This is a genomic window from Cobetia sp. 10Alg 146 (assembly GCF_029846385.1).
Lineage (GTDB): Bacteria > Pseudomonadota > Gammaproteobacteria > Pseudomonadales > Halomonadaceae > Cobetia > Cobetia marina.
The window spans coordinates 159667-179840 of sequence record NZ_JARWKT010000003.1; the positions used below are offsets into that span (position 1 = coordinate 159667).

A 20174-nucleotide genomic window follows, 5' to 3' on the forward strand; every position below is an offset into this window, starting at 1 on the left:
TCAAACGACTGTCAAGCAACCTCACGCGCAAAACCGCACCACGCCGCCGTTTCGACAACGGCATGGCCAGAAATATCCATCAATGTGTACTGATGACTGACTGACGACCACTGGCATCGTCCTGTCGAGATTCATCCGGCTCACTTGAAGACTTTTCCGCCAGAGCCACCTCAAGAACTTCATCGATCCAACGCACGGGGCGAATGTCCAATGCATCCTTGATGGTGTCCGGGACCTCCTTGAGATCACGGCGATTCTCTTCGGGAATCAATACGAGCTTTATACCACCGCGTCGCGCTGCCAGCAATTTCTCCTTGAGGCCGCCGATCGGCATGACTTCGCCACGCAGGTTGACCTCACCGGTCATCGCCACATCACAGCGCACGGGGCGCCCACAGTAAGCGGACACCATCGCGGTGACCATGGCAGCCCCCGCACTGGGGCCGTCCTTCGGCGTGGCACCTTCCGGCACGTGAATGTGCAGGTCTTCCTTCTCGAAGCGTTCAGCCTCGATACCGAAGGACTCGGCGCGTGCGCGCACGACGGTATGCGCTGCACTGACCGACTCCTTCATCACGTCGCCCAGCGAGCCCGTCTTGCTGACACGGCCCTTGCCGGGCGTGACCACCGACTCGATGGTCAGCAGCTCACCGCCGACGGACGTCCAGGCCAGACCCGTCACGCGCCCGATCTGGTCCTCGGCATCCGCGAGACCGAAGCTGTACTTGCGGACACCCGCATAATGCTCGACCTGCTCGGCCTCGAGGTGCATGGAAGACAGCGCACCTTCCTTGGCCTCGGCGACCACGCGCTCGCGCACGATCTTGCGGCAGACCTTGGCGATCTGGCGTTCCAGCTCACGCACACCGGCTTCACGCGAATAGTAACGAATCAGCTCGAGCACGGAGGCTTCACTGAAGGTCAGCTCGCCCGGCTTCAGGCCATTGGCCTTGAGCTGCTTGGGGGCCAGGTAGCGCATCGCGATGGCCAGCTTCTCGTCTTCGGTGTACCCCGGCAGACGGATGATCTCCATGCGATCACGCAGCGGCCCCGGAATGTTCATCGAGTTCGAGGTACAGATGAACAGGGTCTCGGACAGATCGTAATCCAGTTCGAGGTAGTGATCGGCGAACTTGTCGTTCTGCTCCGGGTCCAGCACCTCAAGCAGCGCCGAGGCCGGATCACCACGGTGATCCATGCCCAGCTTGTCGATCTCGTCGAGCAGCACCAGCGGATTCTTGACGCCGGTCTTGGTCATGCGCTGGATGATCTTGCCCGGCAAGGCGCCGATGTAGGTGCGACGGTGGCCACGGATCTCGGATTCATCCCGCACGCCACCCAGCGCCATGCGAGTGTACTGGCGATTGGTGGCGCGAGCGATGGACTTGCCCAACGACGTCTTGCCGACACCCGGCGGTCCTACCAGACACAGCACCGGCCCCTTGAGCTTCTTGACGCGCTTCTGCACGGCGAGATACTCGAGGATGCGTTCCTTGACCTCGTCGAGACCGTAATGGTCCTCATCGAGCACCCTGGCGGCGTGATCAATGTCGTGACGCACGCGGGTGCGCTTCTTCCACGGCACGTCGCACAGCCAGTCCAGGTAAGTCCGCACCACCGTCGCCTCGGCGGACGTCGGGCCCATCATCTTGAGCTTGTTGAGCTCCTGATTGGCCTTTTCCTCGGCGTCCTTGGGCATGCCGGCGTCCTTGATGCGACGCTCATACTGCTCGACCTCATTGGGCACGTCATCCAGCTCACCCATTTCCTTCTGGATGGCCTTCATCTGCTCGTTGAGATAGTACTCGCGCTGCGACTTCTCCATCTGCTCCTTGACGCGAGTACGAATGCGCTTCTCGACCTGCAGCAGGTCGATCTCGGCTTCGATCAGCGTCATCAGGTGCTCGATGCGGTCGCGCACCTTGTCCATCTCGAGCAGCGCCTGCTTGTCATCGATGCCCAGTGACAGGTGGGCACTGATGGTATCCACCAGGCGACTCGGGTCCTCGATGCCCTGCAGGCTGCCCAGCACTTCATTGGGCACCTTTTTGGACAGCTTGACGTACTGCTCGAACTGGTTGAGCAGAACGCGTACCAGGGTCTCCTGCTCGCGCTCGGACAGCGGCTGACTGTCACGCAGCACGACATCGGCGATGCTGTGACCGTCGTCATGCAGACGAATCGCCTGGATATCGGCGCGTGAGCTGCCCTCGATGAGCACCTTGACGGTGCCATCGGGGAGCTTGAGCAACTGCATGATGTCGGCGACGGTCCCGATCGCGAAGAGATCCTCGGCAGTCGGGTCGTCCTGGCTGGCTTCACGTTGTGCCGCAAGCAGGATCTTCTTGTCGCCTTCCATGGCCACTTCGAGGGCCTGGATCGACTTTTCCCGGCCGACGAACAGCGGAATCACCATCTGGGGATAGACCACCACATCCCGCAGCGGCAGCAGCGGAAGTGTCAGGGTCTGATCATCGTTCTGCTCCATGGCAGACGTTCCTCGGTATTCTGTGGGTGGGCCGCCTCACACGGCTCTCTGATACAGAGACCATGGGGGCAAGGTCATGATTTTGCAATGATCCTGAGACGCATGGGCGGTAACTCAACGCTGAATGAAGCCGCACGCGAGTCATGAGGAACATTGCCAGAGAGGCGAGTGACGAAGGCAAACGCAACGGGGGGCCTTGCGGCCCCCCGTTGGTGCGACTCAGGCCTGGACGCTTCAGCCGTCCTTGCCGGCCACCTTGCCCTGACTCTTCTCTTCGCTCTGGGAGTAGATCAGCAGCGGCTTGCTGTCGCCGGCAATCACTGACTCATCCACTACCACCTTGCTGACATTCTCTTCTGAGGGAATGTCATACATGGTATCAAGCAGCACGCCCTCGAGAATCGAGCGCAGACCACGTGCGCCGGTACGACGCTCGATGGCCTTGCGAGCCACGGCACGCAGTGCGTCTTCACGCAGGTCCAGCTCGACATCCTCCATCTCGAACAGGCGCGAGTACTGCTTGACCAGCGAGTTCTTCGGCTCGGTCAGGATCTGTACCAGCGCGTCCTCGTCCAGCTCGGTCAATGTCGCGATGACCGGCAGACGCCCGACGAACTCGGGGATGAGACCGAACTTGACCAGATCGCTCGGCTCGACATCCGCCAGTACGCGACCAACCGTCTTCTCGTCCTGCTTGCTCTTGACCTCGGCATTGAAGCCGATGCCCCCCTTCTCGGCGCGCTCACGGATCACCTTGTCCAGACCGGCGAATGCACCGCCGACGATGAACAGGATGTTGGCCGTGTTGACCTGCAGGAACTCCTGCTGAGGATGCTTGCGCCCGCCCTGCGGCGGCACCGAGGCAGTGGTGCCCTCGATCAGCTTCAGCAGTGCCTGCTGCACACCTTCACCCGAGACATCACGGGTGATGGAAGGGTTGTCAGACTTGCGGGAGATCTTGTCGATCTCATCGATGTAGACAATGCCGCGTTCGGCCTTCTCGACATCGTAATCGCACTTCTGCAACAGCTTCTGGATGATGTTCTCGACATCCTCACCGACGTAACCCGCTTCGGTCAGGGTGGTCGCATCCGCGATGGTGAAGGGAACGTTCAACAGGCGTGCCAGCGTCTCGGCCAGCAGCGTCTTGCCGCTACCGGTCGGGCCGATGAGCAGAATGTTGGACTTGCCCAGCTCCACTTCGTCCGCTGCCTTCTGACCGGCACGCAGACGCTTGTAGTGGTTGTACACCGCGACGGACAACACGCGCTTGGCGCGGTCCTGACCGATCACGTAGTCGTCGAGAGTCGAGCGAATCTCACGCGGCGCCGGCAGGCGATCATCATCACCTTCGGCGTCGGCTTCGAGGACCTCTTCGCGAATGATGTCATTGCACAGATCGACACATTCGTCGCAGATGTAGACGGAAGGTCCCGCGATCAGCTTGCGCACTTCATTCTGATTCTTGCCACAGAAGGAGCAGTACAGCAGTTTGCCGTTCTCGTCCTTGCCTTTGCCGTCAGCCATTCGCGTACCTCTCAATGGCGGTGACTCCCCGGGGAGTCACCGGAAATGCATGTTTACCGACGTCAGGTCAGCCGTGTGCGTGGATCATTCCACGTCCGGACGGCGTTCCAGCACGGCGTCGATCAGGCCGTACTCCATCGCCTGATTGGCGGCCATGAAGTTGTCACGGTCCGTATCGTTGGCGATGGTGTCGAAGTCCTGACCCGTATGGTGCGCGAGAATGCGGTTCAGCTTCTCGCGAATGGTCAGGATTTCCTTGGTGTGGATCTCGATGTCCGTTGCCTGGCCCTGGTAGCCACCCAGCGGCTGGTGAATCATCACACGAGAATTGGGCAGCGCGTAACGCTTGTCAGCGGCACCGCCTGCCAGCAACAGTGCCCCCATGCTGGCCGCCTGGCCGATGCATACGGTGGACACGTCGGGCTTGATGAACTGCATGGTGTCGTAGATCGCCATCCCTGCAGTCACGGAGCCACCCGGCGAGTTGATGTACAGATGGATGTCCTTGTCCGGGTTTTCAGACTCGAGGAACAACAGCTGAGCCACGACCAGATTGGCCATGTAATCCTCAACCGGGCCCACAAGGAAGATCACCCGTTCCTTCAGCAGGCGGGAATAGATGTCATAGGCCCGTTCGCCGCGAGCATTCTGCTCGACAACCATCGGAACCAGACCGCCTGCATTCTTGATGTCGAAGTCGTTCATGGGGGCTTCCTTCATCCGATGACATTGATATCCATTGAGCATGCCACTTTACCCTGCCCACTGACCAGAGACCCGGCCGTAGCCGGGTCCTGGAATCACATGCAGAAAGTCAGCACGCTAGGTCAGCAGACAGGTATCAGGCCTGCTCTTCTGCTTCTGCCGCTTCTTCTTCGGCTTCTTCCTGCTGCTGTGCTGCCTGCAGGGCTTCCTGGTAGGACATGGTAACGTCCTTAACCTGAGCCTGTGTCAGCAGCTTGTCAACGGCCTTCTCTTCGAGCAGGACGGACTTGAGCTGGTTGCGAGCCTGTTCGTTGGAACCATAGTACTCGGTGACCTGAGCCGGATCCTGATACTGCTGGGCCATTTCTTCAACGCGAGCGTTGAGCTCTTCGTCGCTGACGTCCATCTCGTTGCTGCTGACGACTTCGCTGAGCAGCAGGCCAGTCTTGACGCGCTGTACGGCCTGGTCCTGGAACAGCTCACCCGGCAGCTGGGAGACGTCGAAGTCTTCGCCCAGACCGAACTGCTGTGCTGCCTGACGCTTCAGGCCGTCGATTTCCTGATCCGCCAGTGCCTGCGGAACGAGGATGTCATTGGCCTTGGTCAGCTCAGCCAGCACCTGCTGCTTGACGCGATTCTCGATCGCGTTCTTCAGCTCGCGCTGCATGTTCTTCTTCACTTCCACCTTGAAGCTTTCGACATCGGCAGCTTCCAGGCCGAACTGGGCGATGAACTCTTCGTTCACTTCCGGCAGTTCCTGAGCCTTGACGGCGTGGACCTTGACCTTGAAGGTCGCTTCCTGACCGGCGAGGTGCTCGGCCTGGTAGTCAGCCGGGAAGGAAACCTTGATTTCCTTGTCGTCGCCAGCAGAAGCACCGACCAGCTGTTCTTCGAAGCCCGGGATGAAGCTGTTGGAACCCAGCACCAGCTCGTGGCCTTCAGCGCTGCCGCCTTCGAAGGCTTCTTCACCGAGGAAGCCTTCGAAATCGATCTTGACCTGGTCGCCGTCAGCGGCTGCGCGCTCGACGTCGGTCCAGGAGGCATTCTGCTTGCGCAGGGTCTCGATCATCTCTTCGACGTCTGCGTCGGTCACTTCGGCCTGCGGACGCTCGATTTCAGCGCCTTCGATCGGCTTCAGTTCGATTTCCGGGTAGATTTCCAGAGTCGCGACGAACTCCAGATCCTTGCCGGCTTCATCGACGGTGGCATCGATCTTCGGCCAGCCAGCCGGGTTCAGTTCGTTTTCGGTGACGGCGGTCACGTAATGCTGGCGCATGATCTCGCCAACGATCTCGTTGCGCACGTCCTTGCCGTAACGCTGTTGCACCACTGCCATCGGCACGTGGCCCTTGCGGAAGCCGTTCAGACGAACGGTCTTGGCGGTTTCCAGAAGACGGGCGTTGACGGCCTGGTCGACTTCAGAAGCCGGCACCGTGATGGTGACCTTGCGCTCGATCGGAGAAGTCGTTGCGACAGAAGCTTGCATGAAAGTTCCTCTACCCACTGGTGGCGTTCGAATCATAAAGGCGAAGATTGTAGAAACCCCGCCACGCGCTGGCAAGCGCGGATATGACCTGCCATATGGTGCCTTGGTCCAAGATATTCAAGGAGCCAGGCCTTTTTCTGCTCCGTCCTCCCGCCTGACAGGCGCATGGAGCGCCCGTCAACCCGGTCAGATCGCAGACGAAGCAGTGCGAAAAAACACGAAAAAAGGGGGAGAAAGCCATTGGCCTTCTCCCCCTTTTGCGGCATGCCGCCCGCCCAAGCGGGACAGGCAGCATCCTGATATTCATCGAGACGTGGGGTGGATGATGGGGTTCGAACCCACGACCACCGGAGTCACAATCCGGGGCTCTACCACTGAGCTACACCCACCACTTCTGGAGATTGGACAGAAAGCCTGCCGTCTCCATCTCGTTGATACTGCTCAAGCTGACATGCAATGGGGTGGATGATGGGGTTCGAACCCACGACCACCGGAGTCACAATCCGGGGCTCTACCACTGAGCTACACCCACCACTGCATGAACACCTTCACATCGTCTGGTCGCCATCATCAGGCTCAATGAAGAGCAATCCGATTCCCATCATGACAACAATCGTTATCGTGATGGCACGCCCAGCAGGACTCGAACCTGCAACCTACGGCTTAGAAGGCCGTTGCTCTATCCGGTTGAGCTATAGGCGCAGAAACTGATGTTGCGAGTCAACCTCCGGACAAAGCCTTGAATGCGTGTCTCGAAAGACCGAAGTCTTGCGAGGTGCTGCATTCAAATGGTCGGGATAGAGGGATTCGAACCCCCGACATCCTGCTCCCAAAGCAGGCGCGCTACCAGACTGCGCTATATCCCGAAACCGTCTTCAACCGACCGTCGAACCCCGTCGATGCGAGGCGTATTCTACCGAACTTTCGTCTGCGGTCAAGCCCTTACGTGAATTCTTTCCAAAAGAATCGTTTCCCTTCCTGCTGTCACGCCACTGTCATGTCAGCATCCAGTGATACACGCGGGGTGCGCTACCACCTCCATACGGGCACCTCACTCTCGCCCCCTATCCTGGCACCGGGCGAGATCAGTGACGACTCACTTCCACTGAGCGGCATCCGTGGCCCGACCATCGGGTCTGAGCTTCTCCTTCTCCTCGAAGCTGATCACGTCGATCGCCCTTTCTACCTCTACCTCTTTCTTTTTCTCTTTCTTTTTCTCTTTCTATTTCTCTTCTTCGATCAGGCATCTCGCGAACGCCTCGTCTGACGAATCCTTGGAAAACTGACAGAAAGGTCTGACAGAGAGAACTGGCTGAGAGAACTGGCTGAGAGAACCGACAGCTGTGGTCTCACGACGTCGAGTTCCAGACTCGTGGGCAATCAGCACCGCTGCCTGCCCACGAGACGCCTCCAAAAGAGGCGATACTTGCACCTGCTTTCGACCAAGGTCGTCATTCGGCGTTGACTGCCAGACAGGGCATGCGAAAATTGTCCCCGGTTTCTCCCCTCCTGCATTTTTGCCTATGAGAAGGAATGATCGCTGATGGCAGCACAACTGATTGATGGCAAGGCCATTGCCGAACGCGTACGCCAACAGGTCGGCCGCCAGGTCGAAGCGCGCCGCGATGCCGGTGAACGAATCCCGGGGCTTGCCGTCGTGCTGGTCGGCGAAGACGCGGCATCCGAGGTCTATGTCCGCAACAAGCACCGCGCTTGCGAGAAGGCAGGCATCCTCTCCACCCAGCACCGTCTACCTGCTGACACGACCCAACAGGAACTTGAAGCCCTGGTCGACTCGCTGAATGACGATGCCAGCATTGATGGCATCCTGGTCCAGCTGCCGCTGCCGGAGCACCTCGACTCACGCCCGATCCTCGAACGGATCCGCACCGACAAGGATGTGGATGGTTTCCATCCCTACAACCTCGGTCGTCTGGCACAGCGCCTGCCGGTGATGCGTCCCTGCACGCCCAAGGGCATCATGACGCTGCTGTCCGAGAGCGGCCTGCAGGTGCGCGGCATGGACGCCACCATCGTCGGCGCGTCCAACATCGTCGGCCGTCCGATGGCGCTGGAGCTGATGCTGGCTGGCTGCACCACCACCGTCTGCCACCGCTTCACCAAGGACCTTGAGAGCAAGGTCCGCCAGGCGGATCTGGTCGTGGTCGGCGTGGGCAAGCCGGGCCTGGTCAAGGGGGAGTGGATCAAGGACGGCGCCATCGTCATCGATGTGGGCATCAATCGTCTCGAGGACGGTTCGCTGGTCGGCGATGTGGAATTCGCGCCAGCCGCGGAGCGCGCCGGCTGGATCACGCCGGTCCCCGGCGGGGTAGGCCCGATGACCGTGGCCTCGCTGCTTGAGAACACCCTGTCCGCCGCCGAGCTGCACGACGCGCGCCTCACCGCCGAGTAACCCCCTCGCCCTTCTCTCTAGCTCGTGATGAAGGCCCGACATGAACGGGCCTTCATCGCGTCTGACTCAGGATCGCATCATGACCCTCAAGACTCTTGGCATCATCGGCGCCATGGCCGAGGAAGTGGCCATTCTCGCCGAGCGCCTGGAAGACAGCACCACCAGCACCCACGCCGGCTCTACCTTCCATGTCGGCCAGCTGCACGGAATGAAGATCGTGCTGCTGCAATCCGGTATCGGCAAGGTCAATGCCGCCGTCGGTGCCTGCCAGATGATCGAGCGCTACCAGCCGGATGCCATCATCAATACCGGCTCGGCCGGTGGTTTCGCGTCTGATCTCGAGATCGGCGATGTGGTCATCTCCAGCGAAGTGCGCCATCACGATGTCGATGCCGTGGTCTTCGGCTATGAGCACGGACAGGTGCCGCAGATGCCGGCGGCCTACCCGTCAGCCCCTGAGCTGGTCAAGGTCGCGCGCGAGTGCGTCGAGGCCCAGGGAGAGATCAAGGCGCGTGAAGGCCTGATCTGCACCGGCGACATCTTCATGTCCGACCCGGAACTGGTCGCGCTGACTCGCTCACGCTTCCCGGACATGCTGGCCGCCGAGATGGAAGCCGCCGCCATCGCCCAGACCTGCTTCGTCTACGACATGCCATTCGTGGTCATCCGTGCGCTGTCCGACATCGCCGGCAAGGACAACAACAGCCAGTCCTTCGAGGAATTCCTGCAAGTCGCCGCACGTCAGTCCTCGCGCATGGTCGAGGCCATGGTCAAGCGCCTCGCCAGCTGATCGCAGACGATTCGAAAGCGGTGCTGGTCGACAACGCACAAAAAACCGCCGCCCCTCACGGGACGGCGGTTTTTTCATGCTGACATCGCATCACGCTAGTGACGTCAGCCTTCCAGCACCCAGGTCGTTCCCTCACGGGAGTCCTTGAGGATGATGCCCTGAGCGGCCAGCTCGTCACGAATGCGGTCCGCACCCGCGAAATCCTTGGCCTTCTTGGCGGCAGCACGCGCCTCGATCTGCGCCTGGATCTCGTCTTCCGACAACGACAATGTAGCAGTGTCGCCCTTGAGGAAGACCGCCGGGTCCTGGCCGAACAGCCCCAGCAGGCCGCCCAGCGCGGTCAGCTCGAAGGCCAGCGCCGGCGCCTGCTGCGGTGACTCCTTCTTGGCACGGTTCAGCTCGCGGGCCAGCTCGAACAGCACCGACAGCGCACCGGCCGTATTGAAGTCGTCATCCATGGCAGCCACGAAGCGAGCCCGCCAGTCGCCCGACACCTCGCCTTGCTCAGGCGTGACGTTCTCCAGCGCATTGTAGAAGCGCTCCAGCGAACGACGCGCTTCATCCAGCGAGTTGGCCTCGTAGCTGATCGCGCTGCGGTAGTGGCTGGCCACCAGCAGATAACGCACCACTTCCGGGTTGTGCTGCTCCAGCACATCACGAATCGTGAAGAAGTTGCCCAGCGACTTTGACATCTTGTCCTGCCCGACACGCACCGCGCCGGCATGCATCCACACATTGGCATACTGCTGGCCAGTGGCGGCTTCGGACTGGGCGATCTCGTTCTCGTGATGCGGGAAGGTCAGGTCCGGCCCGCCGCCGTGGATATCGAAGGTGTTGCCCAGGCAGCAGGTCGACATCGCGGAACACTCGATATGCCAGCCCGGACGACCCGCGCCCCAGGGAGACGGCCAGCTGGCCTCGCCCGGCTTGGCAGCCTTCCACAGCACGAAGTCGAGCGGGTCTTCCTTGGCCTCCTCGACCTCCACTCGCGCACCGGACTGCATGTCATCGAGCTGGCGATTGTTGAGCTTGCCGTAGCCCTCGAAACGACGCACACGGTAGTAGACATCACCGTTGCTGGCCGCATAGGCATAGCCCTTGTCGATCAGCGTCTCGGTCATCGCGATGATGTCAGCGATGTGCGCGGTGGCACGCGGCTCGAGGTCAGGACGCAGAATCCCCAGGCGCCCTTCATCTTCATGCATCGCCTGGATCATGCGCTCGGTGAGCGCATCGAAGGCCTCGCCATTCTCGTCGGCGCGCTTGAGGATCTTGTCGTCGATGTCGGTGATGTTGCGCACGTAGGTGACGTCATACCCGCGCGCACGCAGGTAGCGCGTGATGACATCGAAGGCCACCATCACACGCGCATGCCCGATGTGACAGAGGTCATAGACCGTCACACCACAGACGTACATGCGCACCTTGTTGCCTTCCAGTGGCACGAAAGGTGCCTTGGTCCGGCTCAGGGTACTGTAGATGGACAGTGTGCTCGCGGCATCTTCGAGTGGAATCATTCAGTCATCGCCCTTGGCTACTTTGCTGACAGACACCTGTCAGCCTTTCAAAATGGAACGGCCCGCAGGCCGGTCATGCAACTTCGTCACAGAAGGTACAGGATCAGACTGCGGGCCGTGAAGCAGGTCACGAAAGCGTGACGACAGGGCTCCCGCGGGAGCCCGCCGACCATCACCCCTTCTTCTGTGCCTTGGCCCAACCGTCCTTAAGGCTGACGGTGCGGTTGAAGACCAGCGCGCCATCGACGCAGTCATGACGATCCGCCACGAAGTAGCCGATACGCTCGAACTGGTAGCGCGTTTCCGGCGCGGCATCGCGCAGACTCGGCTCACCGAAGCCCTTGACGATGCTCAGCGACTGCGGATTGAGGTGCTCAAGGAAATCGACATCCTTGTCACGGTCCGGCTCGGCTTCCAGGAACAGATTCTCGTACTGACGCACCTCGACCGGCACTGCATGCTCGGCGCTGACCCAGTGGATGACACCCTTGACCTTGCGGCCTTCCGGGTTCTTGCCGAGGGTATCGAGGTCGACACTGCACCGCAGCTCGACGATCTCGCCGGCGTCATCCTTGATCACTTCATCACAGCGGATGACGTAACCGTTGCGCAGACGCACTTCCTTCTCGGGCGCGAGACGGAAGAACTTCTTCGGCGCGTCTTCCATGAAGTCATCCGCGTCGATCCACAGCTCACGGGTCAGCGGAATCTGACGCGTGCCCATGTCATCACGCGCCGGATGGCCGGGGACCTCGAACACTTCCTCATGGCCTTCCGGCAGGTTGGTCAGCACCACCTTGAGCGGGTTGAGCACGCACATGGCACGCAGCGCGTTGTCTTCCAGGTCCGAGCGAATGGCGTGGTGCAGCATGCCGATCTCGACCATGCCGCCGTCAGCACGGCTCACGCCGATCATGTCGCAGAACTTGCGGATGGAAGCCGCGGTATAGCCACGACGACGCATGCCGGAGATGGTCGGCATGCGCGGATCATCCCAGCCATCGACCACGCCTTCATCCACCAGCAGCTTCAGCTTGCGCTTGGAAGTGACGGTGTAATCCAGGTTCAGACGCGCGAACTCGATCTGACGCGGCGTGCTCGGCACCGGCAGATTGGCGAGGAACCACTCGTACAGCGGGCGGTGGTCTTCAAACTCCAGCGTACAGATGGAGTGCGTCACGCCTTCCAGTGCATCGGATTGACCGTGGGTGAAATCATAGGACGGATAGATCTTCCACTTGTCGCCGGTCTGATGGTGGCTGGCATGACGGATGCGGTAGAGGATCGGGTCGCGCAGATTGATGTTGGGCGCGGCCATGTCGATGCGCGCACGCAGCACCTTCTCGCTCTCGCCGAACTCGCCCTTCTTCATGCGCTCGAGGAGATCGAGATTCTCCTCGGGGCTACGCTCACGGTAGGGGCTGGGACGTCCCGGCTCCTTGAGCGTGCCACGGTATTCACGGATCTCGTCCGGTGAGAGGTCATCGACATAGGCCTTGCCTTCGCGCACCAGGTGCTGGGCCCAGGCATAGAGCTGATCAAAATAATCGGAGGCGAAGCGCACCTTGCCGGCCCACTCGAAGCCCAACCACTCGACGTCTTCCTTGATGGCGTCGATATAGGCCTGCTCTTCCTTGGCCGGGTTGGTGTCATCGAAGCGCAGGTGACAGTCGCCACCCAGCTGTTGCGCCAGACCGAAGTTCAGACAGATCGACTTGGCGTGCCCGATGTGCAGGAAGCCGTTGGGTTCCGGCGGGAAACGCGTGACAACCTTTTCGGCGCGGCCGGCGTCGAGTTCTTCGCGGATCTGGTTCAACACGAAGTTCGGGGCGCTCTGGGTCTCGGTACTCATGAAGTTTCGCTGCACCTCTGTGTGGTTCTTGGGCGTCGTGTTCCGGGACGTCACGGGGACTGGCACTGGGTAGCAGGCGATCGTGACGCGCGCTGGCGTGCGTCTCCGGGGCCTGCCGCCCCCTCAGGCTTTCGTCTCAGGATACAAAGCCGCTATTATAGCGCGACGCCCGCAGGCGATGCCATGAGGCCCCGCCTGCCTGACACTTGAGCAAGACAGATGACCGGGAAATTCGCATGATCGTTCTTCACACCAACTACGGCGACATCACCCTCGAACTCAACCACGAGAAGGCCCCGAAGACTGCGGCCAACTTCGAGCAATACGTGCGTGAAGGCCACTACAGCAACGTCCTTTTCCACCGCGTCATCCCGGGTTTCATGGTTCAGGGCGGTGGCTTTGACACCGACTTCAACCAGAAGCCGACCAACGGCGTGATCGAGAACGAAGCCGACAATGGCCTCAAGAACGACCGCGGCACCGTGGCCATGGCACGTACCATGGATCCTCACTCCGCCAGCGCCCAGTTCTTCATCAACGTCAATGACAACGACTTCCTGAACTTCACCAGCAAGACCAGCCAGGGCTGGGGTTACTGCGTGTTCGGCAAGGTCGTCGAAGGCATGGACGTGGTCGAGAAGATCGAGGCGGTCAAGACCACGCGTCGCGACGGCCACGCCGACGTGCCGGCAGAAGACGTGATCATCACCAGCGCCGAAATCACCGAATAAGCGATTTCCGCTGATCGCGCCTCACCGCGTACCTGCCGCCCGGCCTTGCCTCGTGATATCGAGCGTCAGGCCGGGCGGTTTGCGTTGCTCTCTCACTCGGCCTCTTCCGTCGCCTGCTGCGCATGACGACACCCGCCCCGACCCGTGGACCTGACCATGACTGCCACCACTCTGTTCATCTCCGACCTGCACCTGCAGCCCGAGACTCCCGAGATCGCCCAGGGCTTTCTCGACTACATGGCGCGCCTGGCGACCTGCGAACCTGCGGTGGATCGCCTCTACCTGCTGGGGGATATCTTCGAGGTATGGGTCGGCGATGATTATCGCGACGACTTCACCCAGCGCATGAGCGAGGCCATGCAGCGCGTCTCGGCCCGCGGCACCAGGCTCTACTTCATGCACGGCAATCGCGACTTCCTCATCGGCGAGACCTTCGCGGCCGAGGCCGGCGTGACCCTGCTGCCCGACCCGAGCGTGATCGAGCTCGACGGCGAGCGCGTACTGCTGATGCATGGCGACAGCATGTGTACCCGCGATGAGGCTTACATGAAGTTTCGTGCCATGACGCGCGACCCTCAGTGGCAGGCACAGATTCTGGCCATGCCGCTGGAGCAGCGACTGGCCCTGGCCCAGTCACTGCGCATGCAGTCCGGCGAGACCAATAGCGAGAAGGATGAGGCGATCATGGACGTCACGCCCGAGGAAGTGGTTCGCGAGATGCGCGAGCACGGCGTGCGCACCCTGATCCACGGCCACACCCATCGCCCGGCGGTACATGAACTCGAGATCGATGGCGAAGCGGCGCGCCGCATCGTGCTGGGCGACTGGCGCCCCGATACCGCCTTCGACATCATTGCCTGCGGCCAGGGACCGACCCTGCGGGAATTCGCATTGCCACTGTGTGATGCGATCACCCACGGCTGATCGCTCGCAACGCCCATGAAAAGCCCTCGTTGCCTTGAGTGGCAACGGGGGCTTTTCCTTGTCCAGCCTCGGCTTGCGAAGCGACTGGCGCCGTTCAGAGTCTGCTCAGCCCGGAGCGCCGGGCGTGCGCGTCAGGCCGGCGAGGACGCCTTGCGACGCGCACGCCCTTCCACCGCCTCCACCAGCTGATGCCACCCCAGTACCGCGGGTGCATCCGTTGCCGGCAGCTCATCCAGCAGTGCCTTGAGGCGCTCGCAGCGCTCGGCATCCTGCGCATCGACCAGCCTCAACCAGGCAGCGAGTCCCATTGCTTCATGATGCGGATTTTCCTGCTCGATGGAGTAGGCCAGGCCCTGCTCGATCAAGGAACGCACCTTCTCGCTCGGCAGACCTTGAGCGGCACGCAACGCGGCCACCAGGTAGCTGACCTCTGCCAGATAGAAGGAGTTGCGCTCCTGAGCCACCAGCAGCACCTTCTCCATGTACTCTTCGGCCGCCGAATGCTCACCCAGCGCCATCACGGCATCCATGTACCAGAGATTGGGCCGCTGATGCCGCTCACGCCCGGTCAGCTCGGCGAACTCGTTGATGCTGGACTGCAGCATCGCGAGCCCGTCGCGGTCGCCGTTCATCGCCCGCGCCCAGCCAAGCACGCCATGCGCCGCCATGTGCCAGAGGTGCAGATCCGCGGAGCGGGTCAGCTCCAGCGCCCGCTCGGCACGCTGGGTGGCCAGATGGGTATGGCCCAGCTGACGATAGAGCGAGGTGGAGAACATCAACGCCATGGCCAACGAGCCCGGCTGACCGATGGCCTCCGCCATGCGGATGGCCGCCTCGGCCTGCTGCTCGGCCTGCACGTAGTCAAAGCGCAGGCAGGACGTCCAGCTCTGCAGACATGCCGCTGCCACCTGAGGGTGATCACTGAACGGCAACCATTCGAGCACCATGGGATTGTGGACCGGATCGATCTCATCGAGATGCTCACCTGCCACGCGTACGCGACCGGCCCAGAATTCGCAGTGTGCCCGCGCATAGTCGGCCAGACGACGATAACGGCCATCCGACAGCTCTTCCGCCAGATCACTCAGGCCCGAGGCCAGCGCGAAGGCATCCGCATGCGCATGGCGCTCACTGCAACCGACCCACAGTCCCCACTTCACGATGAAGGCCTGCTCGAGATCCGGCTCATCATCTTCCAGCAGCGCCGGACTGTTGAGCAGATTGCGCGCCTGCACGAAGCTCTCGTGCGCGATGCGGGAACCATGCCCTTCCAGCGCGAAGCCGGCCTGGCCGCGAACGGTCAGCAGGCTGACCTCGCGCTCCTCCTGCCCTTCGACATGCTTGAGACACGCCAGACCACTGTCGGCCATCTTGAGCGCGGTACGGTTGGCGCTGATCTTGAGCGCTTCACGTGCCGACAGCTCGAAATAGCGCGCAGCACGACTGAAGTTCTGTGACTTGCGCAGATGGACGGCGAAATAGCCGGGGTGACGGCTGATCCAGGCAGGATGCTTGTCCTCGATGAGGGCCACGACCTGCAGGTGAATGCGGCGACGCACGTCACGCGGGCAGGACAGATAGGCCGCTTCCTGGATCAGCTGGTGGGTGAACTGATAGTCGAATTCACTATCGTTGCCACAGGCCTCGATGATCTCCAGGCGCTGCATGCTCTCGATGGAACGCTTGAGGCGCCCTTCCTCGAATTCGCAGCTCTGGCGCAGGAAGCTCAGCTTGAAGACACGTCCCAGCACGGCGGCGGCGTGGGCCACATCGCGGCCTTCTTCCAGCTGGTCGATACGGCTGGACAGCAGGCCGATCAAGCCCTTGGGCAGCTCGTCGAGCTGCACCGGACGCCCCTCACGGCGATCCATGTCGAGACGACGACAGATCTCCTGCAGGTAGAGCGGCACACCATCGCAGCGCTCGATGAGCTGGCTGCGCATGCGCGGGCTGAGATGCAGACGATAGCGACGCGACAGATGCGACAGCAGACGCGAGACCTGCATCGGGTCCAGGCGACCTAGCGAGATATGCTGGTCCCAGTTGAGCTTGACGGCAAGGCTGTCGCGGCCGTTGTGACTGGCCGCCAGCATGAAGCCGATGTTGATGGGCAGGCGCGCCTGCAGTCCCGCCAGCACCTTGAGCGACGGTTCATCGAGCCACTGCAGGTCGTCGATCATCATCACCAGCGGGCGCAGGCTTGCCGATTTCTCGATCACCAGATGCAGCACACGCACCACACGCTCGACCGTCTCGCTGCTCTGGATCAGGGATTCATCTTCCGAGGCCTCCTCCGCGGTCCCCAGCACCGCATGGAAGGAGCGACGCACGTCCTCATCGAGAGCCTGCAAGGCCTCGGAGGATTCAAATACCTGTTCGACGCCATCACGATCCACATGACCATCGAGGCGCCAGCGCATCAGGGTGCGCACCACGCTGTAGGGTTCCAGCTGCGAGAGGCGAGTCGTCGGCATCCAGCACAGGCCCACGTCCTGACTCTGTTCGAGCTGCCGGAAGTTGACCATCAGGGCCGACTTGCCCATGCCGGAGTTGCCGCTGACCAGCACGCTCTGACGCAGCCCGATACTGGCACGCGCCAGCGCATCGCGCAGACGGCGCAGCTCGCCTTCACGTCCGATCAATGTCGGCAGTGACGCCTCACGATGCCCCACGCCGCTGCTCAGGACCAACGCGCGCAGACGCACCCGTCCGTCCGCTGCCAACAGGCGTGACGTGAGACGTGGCTGCAGATCCAGTGCGGGAGGCATGTGCTGACTGGCCTCCTGGGAAATCACCAGCTCGCTGCCTTCGGCCGCCGTCATCAATTCCAGGGAATACTGGGTCACCTGGCCAAGCGGGTCGGCCAGCTGACGCTCCGGCAGATAGATGACCTGCCCGGAGTGGAGGCCCGCCGACAGCGAGAAGACCGGCGGCTTGCCTTCGCCATCCCAGATCCGCTCGATCTCATCCGGCATCGCCTTGCTGCAGTGCTCATAAAGCGCCACAAGCTCTGCCAGCTGGTGGGCCGGGCCATGCGTGCCGAAGCACGCCAGGCCGACGCCACCCGTGGCACCCGGCAGCCAGAAACCGCCCAGGTGGTGGCATTGCTGCTCCAGCCAGCGCAGCAGCTCGATCTGCAGGGTCAGACTGGCGCGGGCCCAGACGCGATCGCGATGACTGTCCTTGACGCTGAGGCGAATCGCCATGACCGACAGCTGACGGTGGTCGATCTCATCTTCACGCAGCGGCGCGCTGTCCAGCGACAGCGTGCGAGAAATGGCGCCCTGCGGCGTGAGCGCGCCCATCTGCTCGCTCTTGCCATCGGACCAGTAACGCGCCAGCTGCAGGAATCCCGGATCAGGCTGCTGACCGGAGAGTGCCAGCTGTTGCAGGAAGGCATTGAACTGCTCATGCGCCGCAGCCGACTGACCATCTTCCGCGAGCTGACGTACCAGGCGTTCATGGAAGGGGCCATATCCGGAGAAGCGGCTCACCAGGGTCCGCAGCACGTCGTCCGGGACCGGCTCATCGGTCGCCAGTACTCGCTCGGCATACTGGATGACGCGCTGACGCCATTCGCCGCGTACCTTGATCATCCAGCGCTGGAATTCCGGGCACTGGGTCAGGGCAAGCTCTTCGACGAGATCGCCCCGGTAGAGTCCCAGCACCTCGTTGAGCGTCGCCACCGAGGGCGGCGCCAGCAACAGGCCGTTGAGCTCGTCGAGATCCAGTTCCCAGTAATCCGGTATCGACAGCGCGATCGTCTGACGTGAGACCGTCAGAAGATTGTCGGCCTCCTCCCCCAGGCTCTGACGCAGGCAATGCAGGGCATGGCGCAGGTTGGTGCGGCCCGAGGACAGCCCCTGATCCGGCCATAGCAGCTCTGCCAGCCCCGCCCGCGAGACGGCCTGATCATGCAGCAGAAGATGCAGCAACAGTGCCTTGACCTTGTCGTAGCTGAACTGCGTCAGCGTGTCATCGCCCAGGGTCAGCTGGAAATGCCCCAGCAGCGCCAATTGAGCTTGACCAGATGTTTCCTGCGTCATGTGTCATCCATTTCAAAGTCGCGAACGAAACGCCAGCCCAGCCATGGCGCCGGAGGTCCCCTGTTCTTGAGCCTTGCCTTGTGTCTGTACTGCCTCAACTCACCTGGCTTGAGGCGTTTTCCACCCGATTCATGACGGGGATGCCGCTGTGGAAACGGAAGCTGACATCAGGACGCTCGATCAGCTCCTTCTCCACCGCACGCAGTACCGCAAGACGGGATTCCAATGGTTCCTTGCTGTAACGCTCGGCCAACATGAGGTAATCCTCATAATGGCGTCCCTCAGACTTAACCAAAGTGCGATAGAACTTTGCAAGCTCGGGCTCAAGATACGGGATCAGACGCGCGAATCGCTCGCAGGACCGCGCTTCGATCAATGCCCCGATCAGCAGGATATCCACCAGCCGCTGAGGGTCTTCCCTGCGCACCTGCTGACGCAGTCCTTCTGCATATCGGGAAGCCTTGATATGACGATAGACGATTCCACGCCTTTCCATCAGTCCTACCACCTGCTCGAAGTGCAGAAGCTCCTCTCGAGCCAGCTGTGACATCTTGCTCAGCAGCAAGGGGTGGTCCACATAGCGGTACATCAGACTCATCGCGGTGGAGGCCGCCTTCTTCTCGCACTGCGCGTGGTCGATCAGCAACAGCTCAGAATTGTCGAGCGCCGCCTCTACCCAGGCGTGCGGTGTGCGGCAACCGAGAAAGGCCAGCAGGGAGTCCGGCAGCAGTGCATCGGTATCCTCGTTGCTCGGCCCCTGCGGCGCCTTGATGACGCGTGAAAGCTCATGGGCCATCCGAGCGTCATGCTCATCCGTCGCGAAACGCTCGCGGTCAGTCATCAGGGTCATGCCATCGTCCATCATGTCAGTCTTTTCTCTTGCCAGCGTCATCCTGCGTTGCATCAGGAGGATGACCTGCCGGACTCACTTCATTATTGGCCCGCTTTGCCGCTTCCACCATGATTTCATCGTTTATTCGCGAAAAAAGCTGTTCCGGCTCAAGTTCTTCGCCGCCACTGCACGGCGTGATGCCATAGGCAGAGAGGTCACGGATCCTGGTGCGTCCCACCCGCAGAAGCTCCACCGCACGTGACAGCGCCGACTGATCCTCACGAAAACGAATCCGGTGGCGCGTCAACTGTTCCGCCAGCGCCGCCTCGTCATGCACGTACAGCCAGCGCCCGGCGACGTCACTGCGCAGCGCATCCAGCTCGCGCATGCGCTGCGTGCGCTGCTCACTGTCATACCCGAACCAGTCGAGGATCTCCTGGTCATGGCGCTGGCATCCACGACAGACGTTGTCACCCACCGTGGTGGAACACACCCCGACGCAGGGAGAAAGAATACGGCTCATGCTGCCCTCGGCTTGCGGCGAAATTTCAGGAAAAAGGATAACAGCATCATACCGTGCGCCTGCTGAGCTCGACAGCGGTGCCCGGAGACCGCAAGGCTCGAGTCACCTCGACGCGACATCGGGCGATGCGTGCCGCGCCATGCCTGAAGCGCGACAAAGAAATGCAATATCAAGCTGTTAAGGTCGAAATGGCGCCCTGGATGACGACCAAAGTCTCAGCCCCCGCACGGGGGTGCTCCTTAACATTGTCGACAAAGTTGAGTAGACTCGCGTTCGCCCCGTAGCGCCTGATTCGCTCGCAATAAGACGCTTGAATTACCCGCAAGAAGCCTCGGGATGT

The 20174-nt window shown here is 61.5% G+C and carries 14 protein-coding genes and 4 tRNA genes; 5 read left to right on the plus strand and 13 right to left on the minus strand.

Annotated elements, in window-relative coordinates; genetic code table 11:
* Positions 1-79: 79 nt before the first annotated feature.
* The 8 genes from lon to QD172_RS06750 all read right to left on the minus strand — a co-directional run bounded on the left by lon (position 80) and on the right by QD172_RS06750 (position 7072).
* Entirely contained in the window at positions 80-2488 is a 2409-nt protein-coding gene (gene lon / locus QD172_RS06715; RefSeq protein WP_084208104.1) for an endopeptidase La, read from the minus strand.
* Between the two features lie 234 nt (positions 2489-2722).
* Positions 2723-4015 (minus strand): ATP-dependent Clp protease ATP-binding subunit ClpX, encoded by a 1293-nt coding sequence (gene clpX / locus QD172_RS06720; RefSeq protein WP_077374762.1) that lies wholly within the window; start codon positions 4013-4015, stop codon positions 2723-2725.
* An 84-nt stretch (positions 4016-4099) separates the two neighbouring features.
* On the minus strand, positions 4100-4720 hold the full coding sequence (clpP, locus tag QD172_RS06725; protein ID WP_065392597.1) for an ATP-dependent Clp endopeptidase proteolytic subunit ClpP: 621 nt from the start codon (positions 4718-4720) through the stop codon (positions 4100-4102).
* A gap of 136 nt (positions 4721-4856) precedes the next feature.
* Positions 4857-6206 (minus strand): trigger factor, encoded by a 1350-nt coding sequence (gene tig / locus QD172_RS06730; protein ID WP_077374765.1) that lies wholly within the window; start codon positions 6204-6206, stop codon positions 4857-4859.
* A 314-nt stretch (positions 6207-6520) separates the two neighbouring features.
* A tRNA-His gene (locus tag QD172_RS06735) sits at positions 6521-6595 on the minus strand.
* A gap of 68 nt (positions 6596-6663) precedes the next feature.
* A tRNA-His gene (locus tag QD172_RS06740) sits at positions 6664-6738 on the minus strand.
* 93 nt (positions 6739-6831) lie between these two features.
* A tRNA-Arg gene (locus tag QD172_RS06745) sits at positions 6832-6908 on the minus strand.
* An 87-nt stretch (positions 6909-6995) separates the two neighbouring features.
* A tRNA-Pro gene (locus tag QD172_RS06750) sits at positions 6996-7072 on the minus strand.
* 131 nt (positions 7073-7203) lie between these two features.
* Here QD172_RS06750 and QD172_RS06755 point away from each other — a divergent pair.
* The 3 genes from QD172_RS06755 to mtnN all read left to right on the plus strand — a co-directional run bounded on the left by QD172_RS06755 (position 7204) and on the right by mtnN (position 9409).
* Positions 7204-7473 carry a hypothetical protein gene (locus QD172_RS06755; RefSeq protein WP_279855314.1) on the plus strand — a complete coding sequence of 90 codons (270 nt, stop codon included), beginning with the start codon at positions 7204-7206 and terminating at the stop codon, positions 7471-7473.
* Positions 7474-7749: 276 nt separating this feature from the next.
* Entirely contained in the window at positions 7750-8619 is an 870-nt protein-coding gene (gene folD, locus QD172_RS06760) for a bifunctional methylenetetrahydrofolate dehydrogenase/methenyltetrahydrofolate cyclohydrolase FolD (protein ID WP_279855315.1), read from the plus strand.
* A gap of 79 nt (positions 8620-8698) precedes the next feature.
* On the plus strand, positions 8699-9409 hold the full coding sequence (gene mtnN, locus QD172_RS06765; RefSeq protein WP_279855316.1) for a 5'-methylthioadenosine/S-adenosylhomocysteine nucleosidase: 711 nt from the start codon (positions 8699-8701) through the stop codon (positions 9407-9409).
* Between the two features lie 104 nt (positions 9410-9513).
* Here mtnN and cysS read toward each other — a convergent pair whose 3' ends face one another.
* Together cysS and QD172_RS06775 are read right to left on the minus strand one after the other, a co-directional pair.
* Complete coding sequence (gene cysS / locus QD172_RS06770; protein ID WP_279855439.1) at positions 9514-10896, minus strand: cysteine--tRNA ligase; 1383 nt, start codon at positions 10894-10896, stop codon at positions 9514-9516.
* A 202-nt stretch (positions 10897-11098) separates the two neighbouring features.
* Entirely contained in the window at positions 11099-12778 is a 1680-nt protein-coding gene (locus tag QD172_RS06775) for a glutamine--tRNA ligase/YqeY domain fusion protein (RefSeq protein ID WP_077374771.1), read from the minus strand.
* Positions 12779-13014: 236 nt separating this feature from the next.
* On the opposite strand from QD172_RS06775, the gene QD172_RS06780 reads away from it, so the two are divergent.
* Together QD172_RS06780 and QD172_RS06785 are read left to right on the plus strand one after the other, a co-directional pair.
* The gene (locus tag QD172_RS06780; RefSeq protein ID WP_043331309.1) at positions 13015-13509 is read left to right on the plus strand and encodes a peptidylprolyl isomerase; all 495 of its coding nucleotides are present in this window, start codon (positions 13015-13017) and stop codon (positions 13507-13509) included.
* 156 nt (positions 13510-13665) lie between these two features.
* The gene (locus tag QD172_RS06785; protein ID WP_084209638.1) at positions 13666-14433 is read left to right on the plus strand and encodes a UDP-2,3-diacylglucosamine diphosphatase; all 768 of its coding nucleotides are present in this window, start codon (positions 13666-13668) and stop codon (positions 14431-14433) included.
* A 131-nt stretch (positions 14434-14564) separates the two neighbouring features.
* Here the strand turns inward: QD172_RS06785 and QD172_RS06790 are convergent, their stop codons facing one another.
* The 3 genes from QD172_RS06790 to QD172_RS06800 all read right to left on the minus strand — a co-directional run bounded on the left by QD172_RS06790 (position 14565) and on the right by QD172_RS06800 (position 19834).
* Positions 14565-18479 carry an AAA family ATPase gene (locus tag QD172_RS06790; protein ID WP_077374774.1) on the minus strand — a complete coding sequence of 1305 codons (3915 nt, stop codon included), beginning with the start codon at positions 18477-18479 and terminating at the stop codon, positions 14565-14567.
* Positions 18480-18573: 94 nt separating this feature from the next.
* Complete coding sequence (locus QD172_RS06795; protein ID WP_279855440.1) at positions 18574-19275, minus strand: tRNA-(ms[2]io[6]A)-hydroxylase; 702 nt, start codon at positions 19273-19275, stop codon at positions 18574-18576.
* Between the two features lie 70 nt (positions 19276-19345).
* The gene (locus QD172_RS06800) at positions 19346-19834 is read right to left on the minus strand and encodes a DUF1289 domain-containing protein (RefSeq protein ID WP_084208100.1); all 489 of its coding nucleotides are present in this window, start codon (positions 19832-19834) and stop codon (positions 19346-19348) included.
* Positions 19835-20174 lie beyond the last annotated feature (340 nt).